The sequence below is a fragment of the Terriglobia bacterium genome, assembly GCA_020072645.1.
GTDB lineage: Bacteria > Acidobacteriota > Terriglobia > Terriglobales > Acidobacteriaceae > Angelobacter.
In genome coordinates, this window is sequence record JAIQGK010000023.1 from 29035 (window position 1) to 45625 (window position 16591).

Here is a 16591-nt window from a genome sequence, read left to right on the forward strand (position 1 = left end):
GCGCTCAAGCTGCGCTGGCGATTAGAAAGGATTTGCGCGAGCGATGAGCATCAGTGACGATTTTACGCAGGCGGAATTTGCAGCTAAGCATATTTCCTCAAAGAGCCCGATCAAACCGACGGTAGCCATTGTGCTGGGGTCGGGGCTGGGAGGATTTGCCGACGAGATGACGGAGGCGGTCCGCATCAGCTACAACGATATCCCGCATTTTGCGCGCTCCACCGCCGTGGGACACGCAGGCCAGCTCGTGATGGGCAACATTGGCGAATGTCCGGTGGTGGTGATGCAGGGACGCGTGCATCTTTATGAAGGATATCCGGTGCGCAGCGTGGTGTTTCCGATGCGAGTGTTTTCGCGCATGGGAGTGCGAGCGGCAATCCTGACGAACGCCGCAGGCGGCATCAATCCAGAGTATGGACAAGGGCGGCTGGTGGCGATCAGAGACCACATCAATCTGCAAGGGCAAAACCCGCTGGTGGGGCCGGAAGATCCGAACTTGGGTTTGCGGTTCATCGACATGAGTGAAGCGTATGCGCGGGATTATCGGCGGATGGCGATCGATGCGGGAAAGCGGCTGGGAATTCCCGTGGGCGAAGGCATTTACGCAGCCATGCTCGGTCCAAGCTATGAAACGCCTGCAGAAATACGCTTCCTGCGGACGATTGGCGCGGACCTGGTGGGAATGTCCACGGTGCCGGAAGTGATTGCCGCGCGACAGATGGGAATAAAAGTGCTGGCGATTTCCTGCGTTACAAACATGGCGGCCGGAACAACCGACGCGACGATCAATCATGAAGAGGTGCTGGAGATCGGGAAAAAGATTTCCGGACAGTTTAAAGCGCTGCTGCGCGAAGTTGTGCCGCTGATTGCAAAGGACGTGGCGCAGGGATAGCAGCAATGCTTATTCGTCGCCGATGACACGATGGACGAGCGGCCTTTTTTGCAGCAGCGGAGCGGCTGCAATCGTATAACTCTTTTCAATCAGCGGAGCGGCATTCGCCAGACGCTCGGCTGAGTTGTAATAAACGGTGCAGAGCGCTTCGCCTGCGGAAACGGGATCGCCAACTTTTTTGTGGACGATGATCCCCACAGCGGGATCAACGGAATCTTCTTTCCGCGCGCGACCGCCGCCCAGTAGTACTCCAGCCGTACCGATCTGCTCACACATGATGGCGGTAACGAAGCCGGAAGCTGAGCTTTTGATGTCGGCTTTTTGTTTTGCCTGCGGCAGAAGACTGGGATCATCGATCACTGCCGCGTTGCCGCCTTGCAGGCGAATCATCTCGCGGAATTTTTCACGGGCCTTGCCGCTGGCAATCATCTGCTCGGCCAGTTCCCTGCCTTCAGCAATGCTGCGGACACGCTTGCCCAAAAGAAACATTGAAGCGGAGAGCACAAGGCTAAGCTCGCGCAGATCGTCCGGGCCGTGGCCGTTCAGGACGTCAATGCATTCGGCAACTTCCAAGGCGTTGCCCACGGCGCGGCCCAGAGGCTGGTCCATGTCAGTAATCAGCGCAGAGACGCGCTTGCCCAGGCGCTGGCCGGTTTCAACCATCAGTTCGGCGAGAAACACCGCGTCTTTTTCGGACTTCATAAACGCGCCGCTGCCGGTCTTTACGTCCAGCACCAGCGCGTCAATGCCTTCCGCCAGCTTCTTGCTCATGATGGAAGCGCAAATCAGGTACGGGCTTTCCACTGTGCCGGTAACATCGCGCAGCGCGTAAAGTTTTTTATCGGCTGGGGCGATCTCGGCGGTCTGGCCGATCAATCCTGCGCCGCACTGCGCCAGCACGCGGCGAAATTCACTGACAGAAAGATTCACGTTGAATCCCGGGATTGATTCCAGCTTGTCCAGCGTGCCGCCGGTGTGTCCCAGGCCGCGTCCGCTAATCATGGGGACATACAAGCCGGCCGCCGCGACAATCGGCGCAATGATCAAAGAAGTTTTGTCGCCCACTCCGCCGGTGGAGTGCTTGTCCGTTTTGGCCGCTGGAAGCTCAGAGAAATCGAGCACCTGGCCGGAGTGGAGCATTGTTTCAGTAAGCGCGGCCAGTTCGGCGCGCGACATGCCGCGCAGCAGCACGGCCATCAGCCACGCCGACATCTGGTAGTCGGGAATCTCATCACGGGTGTAGCCGTTGACGAGAAACTCGATTTCATTGCGCTGCAGCTCAACGCCATCGCGCTTACGGCGGATCAGGTCTGTGACTAGCATGCTCTCTTTTCAGGGGCTAAAGCCCAATTTTCTTGAGCTTACGGGGCGGCTAAAGCCGCGCCCTGACACTTGTATGGCATGATGAAAAATTTTTCCGATGTGCAAGATTGCGGCAATAGCCGAAGCCGCGCCTCCGTACCTACAGAGCTAAAGCAAAAAATTATCAGGTCAGGCGGAAAGTTTCCGGCAACATGTCGGCGATGTTCATCTCCATGTAGTCGGTCTGGCCGCGAAAGACCACAGCCGTGTTAGCGCCGAATTCGGCAATCACCTGGCGGCACGCGCCGCAGGGAGCGCACGGCACGTCATTTTCCGTGACTATGGCAATGCCTTTCAGCTTGAGCTTGCCCTGCACCTGGTGGACGGCGTTAAAAATAGCCGCACGCTCCGCGCAAATGGTGAGTCCGTAAGAGGCGTTTTCCACGTTGCTTCCGGTATAGAGGTGGCCGTCGTCGGTAATGACGGTGGCCCCAACGCGAAACTTCGAATACGGCGCGTAAGCATGTTGCAGCGCGGCGGTGGCCATCCCCAGCATCATGGCGCGCTCCTTGTCTGTAAGCGAGATTGGTGGCATTCAGTAGCTCCTCAGTGAGAACAGATACAGTAACATTTTGTGGTGAATTTGATATCGTAACGCATTTTGACGAGCGAATCAATAGCGAATAACGAGGCGGGTATTTATAGCTGGGCGAACCAATCGGATTTTGAGAAAAGAGAAAGCAGGCCCTTTCAAAAAACGGGCCGAGCGGCGCTCGGCCCTGTGGTGGAGTTGGGCAGAATTAGCGGTTAAGGCTGTGGTCGTCGCCCGGCTCAAGATGCTTGCCGCCACGTCCGCGATCATCGCCCGGCTCAGGATGCTTGTTGACGCCGCCGCGATCATCGCCCGGCTCAGGATGCCGACTGAGGCCGCCGCGGTCGTCACCCATCTGAGGGCGCCTGTTGAAACCGCCGCGATCGTCACCCCGCTGAGCCTCGCCTCTGGACGGGAAGGTCATTCTGCCGTTGCCGCTTTGGCCACCACCACCACGGGACCCTGAGCGGCCTTGAGCGAATGCGGCTGAAGAAAATGTTACGGTTGCGAGACTGAAGCACAGTGCCAATGTCATGCTTTTACGAGTCATGCTGAATTTCTCCTTTAGGATTTAAGTTATGGCCCTCAGCCCGGCCTGCCATTTGCCGCGCGCTTGAGACCCCAGCAACTTCGGGTGCGACTAACATCCGAAGTTTGCTGTCCGTCATTAGCTAAGACAGAAGTCAGCGATCCGGCAGAACAAGGAATCGGGACCGCGCACAGAGTGTGCGTAAGGACAGTGGGCGAAGGGACTAGGTAGAGAGCAGCGGATGTCTCTGATGCCGGTGAAGTAGTGGCTTTAACGTGCTCCGCTTCGCTGCGCACGAGCCTGCGGCGCAAGGAAGGAAATTTTTCGCGGGCTTTATGGCACGACTTCGCAGCCCTCGATTCCCCTTCGGCAAGCTCAGGGTCATCTCAGGCAGAGCGCTAAAGTCGTGCCCTGACACTTGTTTCTTGGATGGAAACAGCAAGACTAAATGTACGCAGGAGATTGCCAGGCGATGGCGCTTACGGAATTTATATCCCGCAAAGGACAGGGCACCCATTTGTGTCGTGAGGGATGGAAAAAGCTGGGGAACGGCGGGCCACCCGCCACCCGGCGGACGCAGTCATTTCTTTCCGGACACCGCAAACTTCAGAAAACGGAATGCCATATAGAAGGCGCTCAGCATGAGCACACCCGGAACGAGTATCGCCACAGCGCCGGAGGGCAGCGTGTCTCCCTTGAAGTTGGTGGGTATGTAGTCGGACGCTGCCAGTCCGGCGACCGCGAGCACCAAGCCGAGAATGGCTGAGAAAACACGATGCATTATTTCCCTCGATCTCAGACGGCATGACGGAGCTTCGCTGCAAGGATTGCCATGGGGCCGTGAAGCTGTTTGGGAAAAATGTGGCGCACGGCCCCAGCACCCTACTTGCTGAATTGACCAATGGTGTAGACTCCCTGACCACCGCCGTCGATGTTCCAAAAAGAGGTTCCGCTTTCAAAGCCGGCATTCTGCAATTGATTGCTTCCCCCTGCGGGCCCCAAGAAAGTGTCATCGATGTACATTGTGGCAGGTCCGCCGTAATAGCCGATTAAGTTAAACCGATTCACGCCAGTGCTGCCCGTGTTGAAGACTGGCGTGCTGCACTGTGTCCAGGTTGAAGTCGCTGTACACTCCGTTTCCGCCAAAACAGTGCTGTTGTATAAAGCTTGCAACTGAATTGACCCAGAACCTTGAATCCAAATGCTGGCAACCCAGTTGCTTTGGTTAGCAGCCCAGCCTCCCGTCTGAAAGAGCGAACCATAGGACGGCGAGACAGGAAGATTCGCCTGCGCGCACCAAGTCCCTGTGTGACACAACGAACCAGTGCCAGGGGAGTACGCTCCAATGCTCGGTGGAGTGGTCAATGCATTGTTATAGTAATCACGCCCGCCATTGTTCGGCACCGTCACACCAGCAGCAATCGCCGGCGAACCCGATTGCAGCGTGTAGGCCGATGGGCACGGCTGTGGTCCGCTGGTCTGCGACGGGGACCAGTTGCACGTTCCCCCATTGCCGGCATTGCTGAACAACGGGTTGCCTTCAATGGGATTCGATTCAATTCCCGCCGTTTGCCACTGTGAGAAACTCGAATAAACATTTCCTCCCCAGAGCCAGTTTTGCAAATGGGTCGAGTAATAGAGATTGTTTGATACCGTCATGGTATAGGCGCCGGGGTTGTAAAAGAAGTAGGACCGACCAAACTGATCGTAATTATCCATATTGCAGATGTTGTCTGCGATCAGGGAGCCACTGGGCCATGCTACCCCCGTCCCATACCCGATGTAAAAGCATGCGGCAGGCTGTGTCTGATTACCTGCCATGTTTTGAAACAGCGTGTTGCCATAAATGTACAGCGGGTTCGCAGGTGCATTCGGTGCCACCGTGAATACTCCGAAGCATGAGTTGTATTGGCTGCACAACCATTGATCATTTTCTGAAATATTGAAGCGGAATGTATTATTCCCCCAAGTGTCTCCATTTGCGTCCTCATCGTGGGCCAGCAGACCAGGTCCTCCATTATGGTGGGTGTAGTTATATTCGACAAAGGAGTTCGAAGTACCGTTATCCAGATCTATTCCGACCCAATCACATCCTGCTGTGAAACCCGGAGAGGGCTGCACGTTGTACACCTCGTTAAACCGGACCGTGACGTTGTTGGAGGTATACGCCTCGATACCCGACATCCCACCGCATGACGTTACGTTCGCGCCGATGTCATGGATCAGGTTGTACTGAATCGTAGCCCCGTTCCAACCATCCGCGACGATGCCCGCGCCTGGATCTGACGTGGCTCCGCCGATGTTATACACCGTGTTCCCCTGCACCAGAACATTGGTGATGTTCTCGCCGAATCCATAGCCTCCGATGCCGACATAGTCGCCTGCTGTCACACTGGCCCCGTGCAGCGTGTTGTTGAGGATCTGGACGTCATTCAGCGGACCGTTATTGCCATTCATTGCGTCACCGATTATGACAATGTCACCACCGGTATTGGGGCTGCCGGGGGGCGGCGCGAATCCGGTGATCTCGGAATTCTCGACCACTACGGTCTGCGTAGGTAAAGTGGAACTTTGATTCTCCAGCAGGACGCCGGTAGCGGTAGAACTGCTGGCGCCGGTCGCAAAGCCGTTCACGATTTTTAACCCATTGAGATGAAAGCCATTCACATTGTCGGCGATCACCGCAGCGGAAAGGTTTCCTGTACAACCTGATTGAATCGTCGCCATACCGGTACCATAGGAATTCACGGTAAACGGAGTAGACGCTGAAGAATTTTGTACTGTGTTGGAATTAAACATCAGACAGCCCGTGAAGGTCTGGCCTCCTTGAAAGGAAACAGTATCGCCGCCGTTAAAGACGAAGCTATTGACTTTGCTGATGGTTGCCCATGGGCTCGACGGAGACGTACCGCTGTTGTTGTCGTTTCCGGCTGGCGAGACATAATACTGACTTGCACTCACTGGCAATGCAAGAAGAAGAGTTCCTAAGACAAGCAGCAATACCCGCTTCATCGCGATCTCCATTCGAAAGGGTCTTTGACGTCGCAACACAAGTGGTTGGCCATGGAACGGCGGTATGACCCTACGTTCCATTGGGGGTGATTCCCAAGTCCCACTCGATCACTCCGCCATGCTTGGCTTATCTGAAATCGTATCCGCGCTCATCGACGGTGGGTCCAACTCCGCTTCCAGCGGCCGCGGCCCCCGGACCGGAAGCCGACGTAGCATCGCCGCGCCGGAAGATGATTAGCCCCGGCTTGAGTTTGGTCTTGTCGATGATGAAGTTCATGTCCAACCTCGGGCCGGTGTGAGTTGTGCAGATTCCGTGCAGATAATCCTTGTAAGCTATGGATTCAAGGTCGCTGTGCAGGAGTTGTATGGGGATCGCTGATAAGTGATTCAGATTCAGACACTTACAATATATGTGTCAGAGCGAGGTCCTGATGATCCCCAAAGATGTGGAGCACCACTTGAGGAGGTGAAAAAGGGCGAAAAAGATAGTTGTTCCAGGCAGGTACTTACCTTTGTCTTATCAGTTGTAAGGGAAAGGACACCTGTGGCAGCGCAATCGACATCTGTGGCTTCAATGTATCCGGGGGCAACGGAAGCAGCCAGGGACGAGGCAATTGCTATAATCCCGCAAATGGGCTGGCAGGAGCTTACGGACGAGGCGCTGATCGCCCGGTACCGCGCGGAAGCCGGCCAGGCACAAGCGGAACAGTACCTGAATGAGCTGTTTCGGCGGCACCACGTAAAGGTGGCGCGCTGGTGTTTGTCGGTCACGGGAGACCGTGAGTCGGCGGCTGATTTGGCGCAGGAAATCTGCGTAAAAGCCTACCAGAACCTCTCTTACTTTAAAGGTCAATCCAAGTTTTCAACCTGGCTCTATTCCATTACCCGCAATCACTGCCTCAATGCAGTAAGGTCCAGAGCGAGCGCCCCGCAAACGGACTCTGACGAACTGGTAATGGACACGCTGCCGGACGTTAAAGACAGCCCACTGGCGGCGGTGGAGCGGAAGCAACAGGCCGACATTGCGCGGCAGCTAATTAATGAGACGCTGGAAGAAACCGAGAAAGCCGTTTTTACCATGCACTTTGGGGAAGAGCTTCCGCTGGACGTGATTACGCGCATGCTCAACCTGACGAACGCCAGCGGAGCGAAAGCTTTCCTGGTAAGCGCCAAGAGAAAACTGGATAAAGCAGCAAAACGCTGGCAGGCAAGAGCATAAACCCGAGGAGATTTGTCATGGCCGACAACACAAAAACCTTAAAGATGTGGCAGGAAGCAGCAGCCGAGACGAAAGATTGCCTGCCGCTGGAAACGCTGGAGCGGATGGCGGACAACACTTCCCGCGATGCAAAGGCCGCGGCGCACCTGGCTGGCTGCGCACACTGCCAAACCGAATTGGCCATGCTGAAGAACTTTGAACAGTCCACGCCCTCCGCCGACGAAGGCGCTGCCGTGGCGTGGATTGCCGCCCAGTTGGAACGCCAGCAGAATGCTCCCGTGGCGCAGCAGAAAGCTGCCGCTGTTCCTTTCTGGCGCACGATGTTCCGTGTGCCTTATATGGCTGGAGCTGCGGCGCTGGCCGCGGTGCTGATTTTTGGAATCTCTCTTTACCACGGAAACTCAGATGGCCCCGGCAAGATCAATCCGGGCATTGGCAGCGGACAATTCCGTAGCGGCTCGATTCACCTTGTGAGCCCGATTGCAGATCAGAAAAGCGCGCCCGCTGAGTTCCGTTGGGACGCAGTGCAAGGCGCCAGCAGCTACCAAGTTGAACTAAAAGACGTTGCCGGAATCACGCTGGCGACAGCCAAGTCATCGCAGAACGTGCTGCAAGTAACTCCGGAAATGAAAGCCAACATGATTTCCGACAAACCGCTCAAGTGGAAAGTAACGGCTCTGGACGCGACTGGAAATGAAATTGCAAATTCGAGCATGGAGCAGTTCAAGGTGAAGTAGTTGTCCGGCGGAATTGATTTGCGACGTGATCGAGGTTTGATCGCCGAGCTAATTTGCAAGGGGATTAAGCGGGTTTCGCAACGAGTTTTTTCTTCCGCCGCACACGAAAGTAGATGAACACGGCAAGAGCAATGATCGGAACAGGGATCGCCAGCACCTGCCAGGGAATGAATCGGGGAACGGGCTCCGCACCATCGCCATTGAGCACAAACGCAGCCCAGTATCGCGGATGGCTAAGCTCGGTCCCGGAATGCAGAAACTCCAGCTTGGTGAGCCGCAGCGCTTCTGCTTTGGATTGATGCTTTTTCAACAGATAGAAATAGAAGTGCTGCATGAATTGTGATGTCGGCCCGTCTGGAACGCGCCACAGCGTGGTCAGGGCGGAGCGCGATCCGGCAGCCAGCAGTGCGCGGCTGAAGGCCTGAATTCCCTCGCCCGGGACAAGCCGTCCGCGTTCGGTATCACAGGCGGAAAGCGTAGCCAGGTTGGTGCCGCGAAGGTCGAGATCGTAAAGCTCTTTGAGAAATAAATAATTGTTCGGCTGGCCGGGTTCGTCCGGCGAGAATAGCAGGCGCGAGCGCTCAGGGTCATCCATGTCCGCCACAGCGTGCGTGCTCACATGCAGCAGTGCAGCGCCGGAATGCGCGGACTCAAAGAACATCTGCTTGCGGTCATCGGCCCCAAGAAAAAGTTTTGTTCGACCGGCGCTCATGCGGGCAATACCGCGAATTTCCTGGCCAGATGCAGGAAGCGATCCTGCTACCTCTCCGCGAGGAGCACTGGTGAGCGAGCTTTCACCGCCTCCGATCACCGCGGGATCGCCAAAGCCCACGAGTTGTTGCTGCCACGGCAAGCGCGTGGCAGAAGCTTTTTGCATCGCGCCGCGCAGCAGCAGGACGGCGCTGGGCATGTATGTGACGTCACGCGTTTCAAGCAAGAACTGTCCTGAAGATGTCGGCAACAGTTCGACGGGCAGCAGACTGAGGAAACCATCAGGAACGATCAGCACATGCGAGTAACGGTCTTGAGCAAAAGGCGCAATGTCCTTGGGCAGCATAGCGCTGATCTTCTGAAAATCTTTCTGCCAGTCATTGCTCAGATTGTCAGGAAGCCCTGTAACTAGGCGCTGCAGCGCATTCATTTCAGTGGCGGAAAAATGGCGTTGTGAAATGCCGACCGTTTCGCGCGTGACCCACACCGCGGCCACGCCTTCCGCGCCGGCCCAGAATTCAACAAGCGCGGTCTGCGGATCGAGTCGCGCCTGGATGGAGTGGAGCGTGAGAGCGCCGGGCGAAAGTTTGTTACCAAAAAATCTATCCTGAAAAACTCGGGCGCGGCTACGCTCCATGAACTCAAACGCCGCGGCGGCATCGTTGCGTTCCAACAGAAGCTTGATCAGTGCGTCGTAAACATCGCGCTTATCGGCCAGAAAATCCGCCTTCAACCGCGAGAGCTGCAACTGCGAGCGCATGCTTTCAATCCGCTGGATAGCATCGCGGAATTTCGTTTCCGCCAAGTCACGTTGGCCGCGCTTCAGCGCGATCTTGCCCAGCGCGTTCACGGCTTTCCACTGCTCCTCCACGGTGCCCAGCTTGTCCGCCTCTGCCAGTGCTGCGTTGAATTCCTTTTCAGCTTCCGGCAGTTTATCCATGCTATCAAGTGTCTCGCCGCGATAAAGCAACGCCTGCATGGCTTCACGCTGGTTATTGGTTTTTTCGGCCAGCGCGCGCACTTGATCAAATTTCTTCAGCGCGTCCGGCAATCGTTCGAGCTCCAGCGCAAGAACGATGCCGCTGTTCATTAACACTCCCAGTTCGCCATCGACATCTTTTTCTTTCGCGTAATACTCATCGGCATAGCCGTAGAACTGGAGAGCTTGGTTCCCATCGCCCAGGCGCCGGTAAAGTGCTCCAATATTGGCATTAATATGGCCAAGATCGCGCGGCGTAATAGCTTCCGGATGGGCCAGAACATCGTTATAAGTGTTGATGGCGCGCTGGTCGTTTCCCAGCCGTTGATAAAGAGTTGCCAGATTCAGCAGCGTGAACTGCCGCCATGTTGCGCTCCAGGATTCGGTACGGGATTTCTCCACGTATTGCAGCGCAGATTCGTACGTCCGCAGCGCCTCAGAATATTTTGCCTGGTAGTAATACACAATGCCGAGATTGTTCAGGATCAGCACTGCCGTTTGCGCGTTCCCGGTTTCCGCCGTCAGCTTCAATGCCAGATCGAGTTCGGCTGCGGCTTCCGGATAATTCCCCGCGTTGGAGAGAGCCAGGCCGGCATCGTCATGGGCCAGCGCTTCACAGTTTTTATCGTGCATCTTCTGGCAGGCAGCAGCGCTCTCGCGGGAAAGCCGCACGGCGCGGGAATATTCGCCAGCCATGGTTGCGATGTCGCTGAGGTTGTTGAGCGTGTCAACCAGTTCGGGGCTTGCTGCTTGTGCGCGCAGGGGCGGCAGCACGGATTCATAAATTTTTTTCGCTTCGTCAGAAGATCCGGCGTCACGCAAAGATTTGGCCTTCTCAATCTGCGCCTTGAATTGTCCATCCGTCGATGCCTGTCCAATGGCGCCGACTGGGGCAAACAAGATTGCCAGCCAAGAGACAAGGATGATGGTTTTCTTTGGCACAGTGCTTAACAGAAGTATATGTGAGATTTCCGGGCAGAGTCATGCAGGCGGACGCAAGCCGCTCAGTGAAAATCGTGCGACTGCATCTCTGCCGCCGTCACTTTCAGCGGCATAATTTTCTGCGCTTTCAGATGCACAATGCCATCCTGGTTCTGGACCACGCCCTTCACCTTGAGAAAACGCTCATGCAGCACTACCAGCGGATCGCTGCTGTAAAGGTCGGGCATAACAATAATATTGGAGTTGCCGGTTTCATCTTCCAGCGTGATAAAGATCAGCCCTTTGGCGGTTCCTGGTCTCTGCCGTGTGATTACGCTTCCCGCAACCACTGCTTGTTTTCCGTGCGGCGACTCTCGCAGCTCCGCGGCGGAAAGTATTCCCATGCGCCGCAACGCGCTCCGCTGATACGCCATGGGGTGAGGTCCCACTGTCATGCCGGTTCCGTGATAATCCGCCACCAGCCGTTCTTCAATCTCCATCTTACGCAGAGGTGATGCCGCGTCAGGCTCGATCACGTTCTCCAGCAGCGGTCCCACTTTACGCGCAGCCTTTTCAATTTGCCACAGCGCATCCCGCCGATGCATTTCTGTATTAGGATTTATGTGGTTCAACGCGCCGATCCTCGCCAGCATCGCCAGATTCGCGCGGCTCAGTTGCGGAACACGCAACGCCAGGTCTTCGGTCGATGTAAATGGTCTTTGCCTGCGTTCCTCGATCAGCGCTTCTGCCGCCGCTTGTTGCAGCCCGCGCACGTAGCGCAGGCCGATCCGCAAAGCAATGGCTTTGGCAGGGGCTAAAGCCCCAGGGCTAGAAGGCATTTTTACGGCACGACTAACGTCGTGCCCTGACACTTGTCTTGCCGACGCAATGAGTGTGGAACAAGTCGCAGTGTTCTCCTCATTCTCCAGCGTGCAATTCCACTCTGAGCAGTTTACGTCGATTGGGCGCACTTTCAGCCCGTGCCGCTGCGCGTCTTTCACCAGGGTTGCAGGCGAATAGAATCCCATCGGCTGGTTGTTGAGCAGTGCCGCTGTGAATGCCGCCAGGTATCGCACTTTCAGAAATGCGCTGGCGTAGGCAATCAGCGCAAAGCTGGCCGAATGCGACTCCGGAAATCCGTACAGCGCAAATGAGCTGATAAACTGCACAATATCGTCCTGCGCTTTTGGTGGGACTCCGTTCTGCGTCATCCCCGCGCGCAGCTTTACTTCAATTTCTTTCATCCGCTTTTCTGACCGTTTGTGTCCCAGCGCACGGCGCAGATCTTCCGCCTCGCCTCCAGTAAAGTTGGCGCAGATCATCGCCATCTTCAAAAGCTGTTCCTGAAACAGCGGCACCCCCAGCGTCCGCTCCAGCACAGGCTCCAGCGATGGATGCGGATAGCTCACCGCTTCCTTCCCTTGTCTGCGCCGCAGATACGGGCTGGTCATCTGCCCCGTGATCGGCCCCGGACGAATCAATGCCACCTGCGTTACCAGGTCATAAAACTTTTTGGGATTATTCCGCGGCAGTGACGACATCTGTGCGCGACTCTCAATCTGGAACATGCCAATCGTGTCCGCCCGCTGGATTACCCCATAAATGTCCGGACAATCCTGCGGCAAATGCGCCAGATCCACTTCTTCGTGATAGTGGTCCTGGATCAAGCCGATTGAATCTTTTAGCACTGCCATCATCCCCAGCCCCAGCAGGTCAACTTTGACGATTCCCAGGTCGGCGCAATCATCCTTGTCCCACTGCACCACCACGCGCCCGGGCATGGTGGCCGGCTCCAGCGGAACGACGGAATCAAGCTGACCCTGGCACACCACCATCCCGCCGGAATGCTGGCTCAAATGTCGCGGCAGGTCCTGCACGCGCACGCACAGGTCAAGATATTTGGAAATGCGGTCCTGTGTCAGGTCCAGTCCAGCATTGGTGAAGTGCCGATCAAATGTGTCTTCCGGACCGCGCCACTCCCAGCCACCCACCAGTCCGGAAAGCTTGTTCAGGGTCTCGGTATCGAAGCCAAAAACTTTTCCCACCTCGCGCTCCGCCAGCCGTCCTCTGTAAGTGCAGACATTCGCTGTCATCGCCGCGCCCAGCTCGCCATAGCGCTTGTAAACGTACTGGATCGCCTTCTCGCGCTCGTCGCCACTCGGCAGATCCAGATCGATGTCAGGCCACTCGCCGCGCTCTTCTGAAAGAAACCTTTCAAAGAGTAAGTCCATCCCCACTGGATCGATGGCGGTAATTCCCAGCGCATAACACACTGCGCTGTTCGCCGCTGAGCCTCTTCCCTGCACCAGGATTCCGTTCTCGCGGCAGAAGCGCACAATGTCCCACACGATCAAAAAATATCCCGCAAGCTTGAGCTTGCCGATCAGCGCCAGCTCTTTCTCTAACTGCCGGCTTACGCGTTCCGTAATCGGCTTGTAGCGATCGCCAGCGCCCTTCATGGTCTGCGCCCACAGAAAATCAATTTCCTGTCCGCCCTCCGGCACGGGATATTGGGGAAACTGGTAGCCAAGATTTTCCAGCGAAAATTCCAGCCGCTGTGAAAGCTCAACCGTGTTGGCAATGGCCTCAGGCAGATCGGCAAATAACCGAGCCATCTGCTCCGGCGTGCGCAGGCGGCGCTCCGCATTGCGGCACAGCAGCCGCCCAGCCGTCACCAGTTGCCGTTTGTTCTTGATGCAGGTGAATACGTCCAGAATCTCGCGGTCGGCTGCCGTGGCATAGCAAACGCCGTTGGTGGCCACGATAGGCAGCTTCAATTCCCGCGCCAGTTCCACCGCCGCATGGTTGCGAGCTTCCTGATGGCGCTCCAGATGACGCTGCAACTCCACATAAATATTCTTTGGCCCGAAGATCGCCGTCAGCCTTTCCAGCAGCTTGCGTCCAGCGTCTTTGCCGTCATTCTCCAGCGCCCGGGCCAGCGGACCGTCTTCATCGCCGGTCAGGCAGATTGTCCCTGCGGCATGCTCTTCCAGTTCTTCCAGCGTCGCCCAGGATTCGGCATGCTTGGGCACACGCAGCTTGGTGCGAGTCAGCAACCGGCAGAGGTTCTGGTAGCCGATACGCGATTCGCACAGCAATGGGTAATAGACAGGTCTGATTTCTGTTGGCTCTTGGCTTTGTTTTCTTCGTCCCGCCAGACCTGATTCTGCGAAGCTTGATTCTGAGAAACGGTGTTCTGAGGGACCGCCGTTTTCATCCTTGATCGAAATTTCCACCCCAATATGGGCCTTTATGCGAAGTTTTTTCGCGCTCATATGAAATCGCGGCGACCCGTAAAATCCATTGCGGTCCAGCAGCGCCATGGCTGGCATGTTCATGGCCGCGCCCATATTCGTCAGCTCCTCCGGAACAGACGCTCCCTCCAGAAATGAAAAGGCTGAGCGGGTATGCAGTTCCACATATTTCATAAAGCGACTCTTAGCCTTTAGCCATTGGCTCTTTGGCTAGCTTCCTTGGTGTTCCTCCATGTCCTTGTCATCCAAGGCCTTTGACCCGCGCAAGCTTATGAAAATCGGTTTTTCGACCTTTGTGGTAACGTCTTCCTGCGATGGCGGCGATTCTTTATTGTAGCGAACAAATAACGAAAGAAAAACTTCGCCCGTCCTGAAGGACTGCAATTCCTGTATCATTCCCTTTCTACCGAGGAGAAACCATGCAGAGAGCCACCCTGATCCTTTTGCTAATCCTGTCGATTGCCATGCTCGCCCAAACCAAAAAGCCCGCCAAAGCCGCCGACAAGAAGGACGGTCCCACCGCCGTTACCGGCAAACCCACTACCACGCCAAGCGGGCTGGAATACTGGGACATCAAGAAAGGCACGGGCAAACTGGCAGAAAAAGGGAAAAAGGTAAGCGTGCATTACACCGGCTGGCTCACCGACGGCAAAGAATTTGATAGCTCGCGCGACAGGGGCGAGCCCATTGATTTTAATCTGGGTACAGGCCAGGTCATTAAAGGCTGGGACGAAGGCATTGCGGGGATGAAGGTCGGAGGCAAGCGCCAACTGAAAATTCCACCGGCGCTGGGCTACGGCGCGCGCGGGTTTGGCTCTTCCATCCCGCCTAACGCCACTTTGGTGTTCGATGTTGAGCTGATGGATGTGAAATAAGAAAAGCTTCTGGCCACTAGCTTTTGGCTTCGACAGCTGGCTCTTGGTTTTGGCCAACTACGCAATCAGCCAAATAAAATCAGCCGCGAATCAACGCGAAAAAGACACGAATCATATTTTTAGTTTTTGATTCGTGTTATTCGCGAAATTTGCGGCTAATTTCTTTCCTGTCTGCGGAAATCTGCGGCAATGCTTCTTTGGCTGAAGGCTGATTACTGAGTGCTAATTGCTTATCTCGCCAGAAACCAGAAAAACAGCAGGTTAGAAATCAACATGCCCGTCATGGCGCAGCCCAGCCAGAAGTTTTCAAATCGGCTGTTGATGGTGCGCATGACCTTGGAATTGTTTGAGAGCAGCAGAATATAAGCAAAGATCGGCACCAGGACCACGCCCGCAAGCGCCTGCGACCAATACAGCACGTGTACCGTATTTACGCCGAAGAAGTCGATCACCACGGCCAGAAACACCGTCGCGGAGATCATCACAAAGAAAAGCCGCGCATTCCATGGCTCCATCGAGAGGCCGGAGCGCCAGCCTGCGGCTTCCGCCACGCTGAAGCACAAAGACGCCACAAGAATCGGCAGGGCAATCATGCCGGAAGCGATAATTCCCAGCGCAAACAGCACTGTCCCTAGAAATCCAAAAGATCCCAGCGCGTCTGATGCAACGCGCGTTGTCATGTTTGAGGGATCGGCCACGTGCATGTGCGATGCCACAACCATGGCTGACAGTGAAATCAGGCAGGCGACAAACGTTCCCGCATGCGACTCCGTTACGTGTGCTTTGGCCAAGCCTTCCGGCAGTCCACGCTTGGAACTGGTCTGCCATACGATAACGTCCGGGGTAAGCAGTGATCCAAAAACCGCTACCACTCCCATCATGTATCCGGAATTCACCTGCATCCGCGGAAGCAACACGTCTTTGGCCAGCGTGGCGAAGGAGTCGGTAACGCGATACGCCGCCAGCACATAAGCGACCAGGATCAGCGTAAGTCCGCCCAGCACTTTGGTGGTCTTCTGGTAGTCGCCAATGATCAGCACATACCAGACAGTGAATCCCACGATGGCCAGAAAAAACAGGCGCGGAGACATGGTCAGGAGCGAACAGCTATCGCTCACGGCAACGATATCGCCCACGATCATGGCCAGATTGACCGCCACAATCAGCAAAGCGATCACCATGGCCATCTTGCGTCCATGTTGCTCCCGGATCAGCTCAACCAGGCCTTTTTTGGTTTCCTGGCCAATCCGCGACGAGACAGCGAACACGCTGAAAAGAACGGGGACGCACAGCACAACCACCCAACCCAGTGACGTTCCAAAACTGGCGCCCGCCACAGTGGCCGTCAGGACCGCTGCGGGATCAAGGTCTGCGGCCCCGGCAATGATCCCGGGCATAGTACGCGCAGCCTTATGAAAGAGAGTAGATTTCGGATTTTCAGGCGCAGTTTTCTGCGCCAGATGAAGGGCTTCCATTTTAGATCCATTCACTTAGAAGCAGATGCAGCTCTGCTAGTTGGAAGCCTTAGTAAATGAAGGGTTGGGGAAAATTTACTCCTCCTGGGCTAT

General features: G+C 55.8%; 13 protein-coding genes. 4 read left to right on the plus strand and 9 right to left on the minus strand.

Annotated elements, in window-relative coordinates:
* Positions 1-43: 43 nt before the first annotated feature.
* Positions 44-892 (plus strand): purine-nucleoside phosphorylase, encoded by an 849-nt coding sequence (locus LAO76_25280; GenBank protein MBZ5494252.1) that lies wholly within the window; start codon positions 44-46, stop codon positions 890-892.
* A gap of 9 nt (positions 893-901) precedes the next feature.
* Here the strand turns inward: LAO76_25280 and LAO76_25285 are convergent, their stop codons facing one another.
* From LAO76_25285 to LAO76_25310, 6 genes are all read right to left on the minus strand, one after another.
* Positions 902-2215: a thymidine phosphorylase gene (locus LAO76_25285; protein ID MBZ5494253.1), complete on the minus strand. Its 1314-nt coding sequence runs from the start codon at positions 2213-2215 to the stop codon at positions 902-904.
* A 163-nt stretch (positions 2216-2378) separates the two neighbouring features.
* Positions 2379-2789, minus strand: a complete 411-nt coding sequence (locus LAO76_25290) for a cytidine deaminase (protein MBZ5494254.1) — start codon at positions 2787-2789, stop codon at positions 2379-2381.
* A gap of 205 nt (positions 2790-2994) precedes the next feature.
* Positions 2995-3336 (minus strand): hypothetical protein, encoded by a 342-nt coding sequence (locus tag LAO76_25295; GenBank protein ID MBZ5494255.1) that lies wholly within the window; start codon positions 3334-3336, stop codon positions 2995-2997.
* A 559-nt stretch (positions 3337-3895) separates the two neighbouring features.
* Positions 3896-4096 (minus strand): hypothetical protein, encoded by a 201-nt coding sequence (locus tag LAO76_25300; protein ID MBZ5494256.1) that lies wholly within the window; start codon positions 4094-4096, stop codon positions 3896-3898.
* 101 nt (positions 4097-4197) lie between these two features.
* On the minus strand, positions 4198-6327 hold the full coding sequence (locus LAO76_25305) for a right-handed parallel beta-helix repeat-containing protein (protein MBZ5494257.1): 2130 nt from the start codon (positions 6325-6327) through the stop codon (positions 4198-4200).
* 127 nt (positions 6328-6454) lie between these two features.
* A complete protein-coding gene (locus tag LAO76_25310; GenBank protein MBZ5494258.1) occupies positions 6455-6604 on the minus strand; it encodes a hypothetical protein in 150 nt (49 codons plus the stop codon).
* Between the two features lie 267 nt (positions 6605-6871).
* Between LAO76_25310 and LAO76_25315 the strand changes: the two genes are divergently transcribed.
* Both LAO76_25315 and LAO76_25320 read left to right on the plus strand, forming a co-directional pair.
* A complete protein-coding gene (locus LAO76_25315; protein ID MBZ5494259.1) occupies positions 6872-7546 on the plus strand; it encodes an RNA polymerase sigma factor in 675 nt (224 codons plus the stop codon).
* A 17-nt stretch (positions 7547-7563) separates the two neighbouring features.
* The gene (locus tag LAO76_25320) at positions 7564-8283 is read left to right on the plus strand and encodes a hypothetical protein (protein ID MBZ5494260.1); all 720 of its coding nucleotides are present in this window, start codon (positions 7564-7566) and stop codon (positions 8281-8283) included.
* A gap of 64 nt (positions 8284-8347) precedes the next feature.
* Here LAO76_25320 and LAO76_25325 read toward each other — a convergent pair whose 3' ends face one another.
* On the minus strand, positions 8348-10915 hold the full coding sequence (locus LAO76_25325) for a CHAT domain-containing protein (protein ID MBZ5494261.1): 2568 nt from the start codon (positions 10913-10915) through the stop codon (positions 8348-8350).
* A gap of 62 nt (positions 10916-10977) precedes the next feature.
* Positions 10978-14322, minus strand: a complete 3345-nt coding sequence (locus tag LAO76_25330; protein ID MBZ5494262.1) for an error-prone DNA polymerase — start codon at positions 14320-14322, stop codon at positions 10978-10980.
* A gap of 245 nt (positions 14323-14567) precedes the next feature.
* Here LAO76_25330 and LAO76_25335 point away from each other — a divergent pair, with 245 nt between their 5' ends.
* Positions 14568-15023 (plus strand): FKBP-type peptidyl-prolyl cis-trans isomerase, encoded by a 456-nt coding sequence (locus LAO76_25335; protein MBZ5494263.1) that lies wholly within the window; start codon positions 14568-14570, stop codon positions 15021-15023.
* A gap of 230 nt (positions 15024-15253) precedes the next feature.
* On the opposite strand, the gene LAO76_25340 is transcribed toward LAO76_25335, so the two are convergent.
* A complete protein-coding gene (locus LAO76_25340) occupies positions 15254-16498 on the minus strand; it encodes a divalent metal cation transporter (protein ID MBZ5494264.1) in 1245 nt (414 codons plus the stop codon).
* Positions 16499-16591 lie beyond the last annotated feature (93 nt).

Bases quoted from the DNA above. Each gene is read 5' to 3' on its own strand.
- LAO76_25280 (MBZ5494252.1), top strand. From the start codon at position 44: ATGAGCATCAGTGACGATTTTACGCAGGCGGAATTTGCAGCTAAGCAT.
- LAO76_25285 (MBZ5494253.1), bottom strand. From the start codon at position 2,215: ATGCTAGTCACAGACCTGATCCGCCGTAAGCGCGATGGCGTTGAGCTG.
- LAO76_25290 (MBZ5494254.1), bottom strand. From the start codon at position 2,789: ATGCCACCAATCTCGCTTACAGACAAGGAGCGCGCCATGATGCTGGGG.
- LAO76_25295 (MBZ5494255.1), bottom strand. From the start codon at position 3,336: ATGACTCGTAAAAGCATGACATTGGCACTGTGCTTCAGTCTCGCAACC.
- LAO76_25300 (MBZ5494256.1), bottom strand. From the start codon at position 4,096: ATGCATCGTGTTTTCTCAGCCATTCTCGGCTTGGTGCTCGCGGTCGCC.
- LAO76_25305 (MBZ5494257.1), bottom strand. From the start codon at position 6,327: ATGAAGCGGGTATTGCTGCTTGTCTTAGGAACTCTTCTTCTTGCATTG.
- LAO76_25310 (MBZ5494258.1), bottom strand. From the start codon at position 6,604: ATGAACTTCATCATCGACAAGACCAAACTCAAGCCGGGGCTAATCATC.
- LAO76_25320 (MBZ5494260.1), top strand. From the start codon at position 7,564: ATGGCCGACAACACAAAAACCTTAAAGATGTGGCAGGAAGCAGCAGCC.
- LAO76_25330 (MBZ5494262.1), bottom strand. From the start codon at position 14,322: ATGAAATATGTGGAACTGCATACCCGCTCAGCCTTTTCATTTCTGGAG.
- LAO76_25335 (MBZ5494263.1), top strand. From the start codon at position 14,568: ATGCAGAGAGCCACCCTGATCCTTTTGCTAATCCTGTCGATTGCCATG.
- LAO76_25340 (MBZ5494264.1), bottom strand. From the start codon at position 16,498: ATGGAAGCCCTTCATCTGGCGCAGAAAACTGCGCCTGAAAATCCGAAA.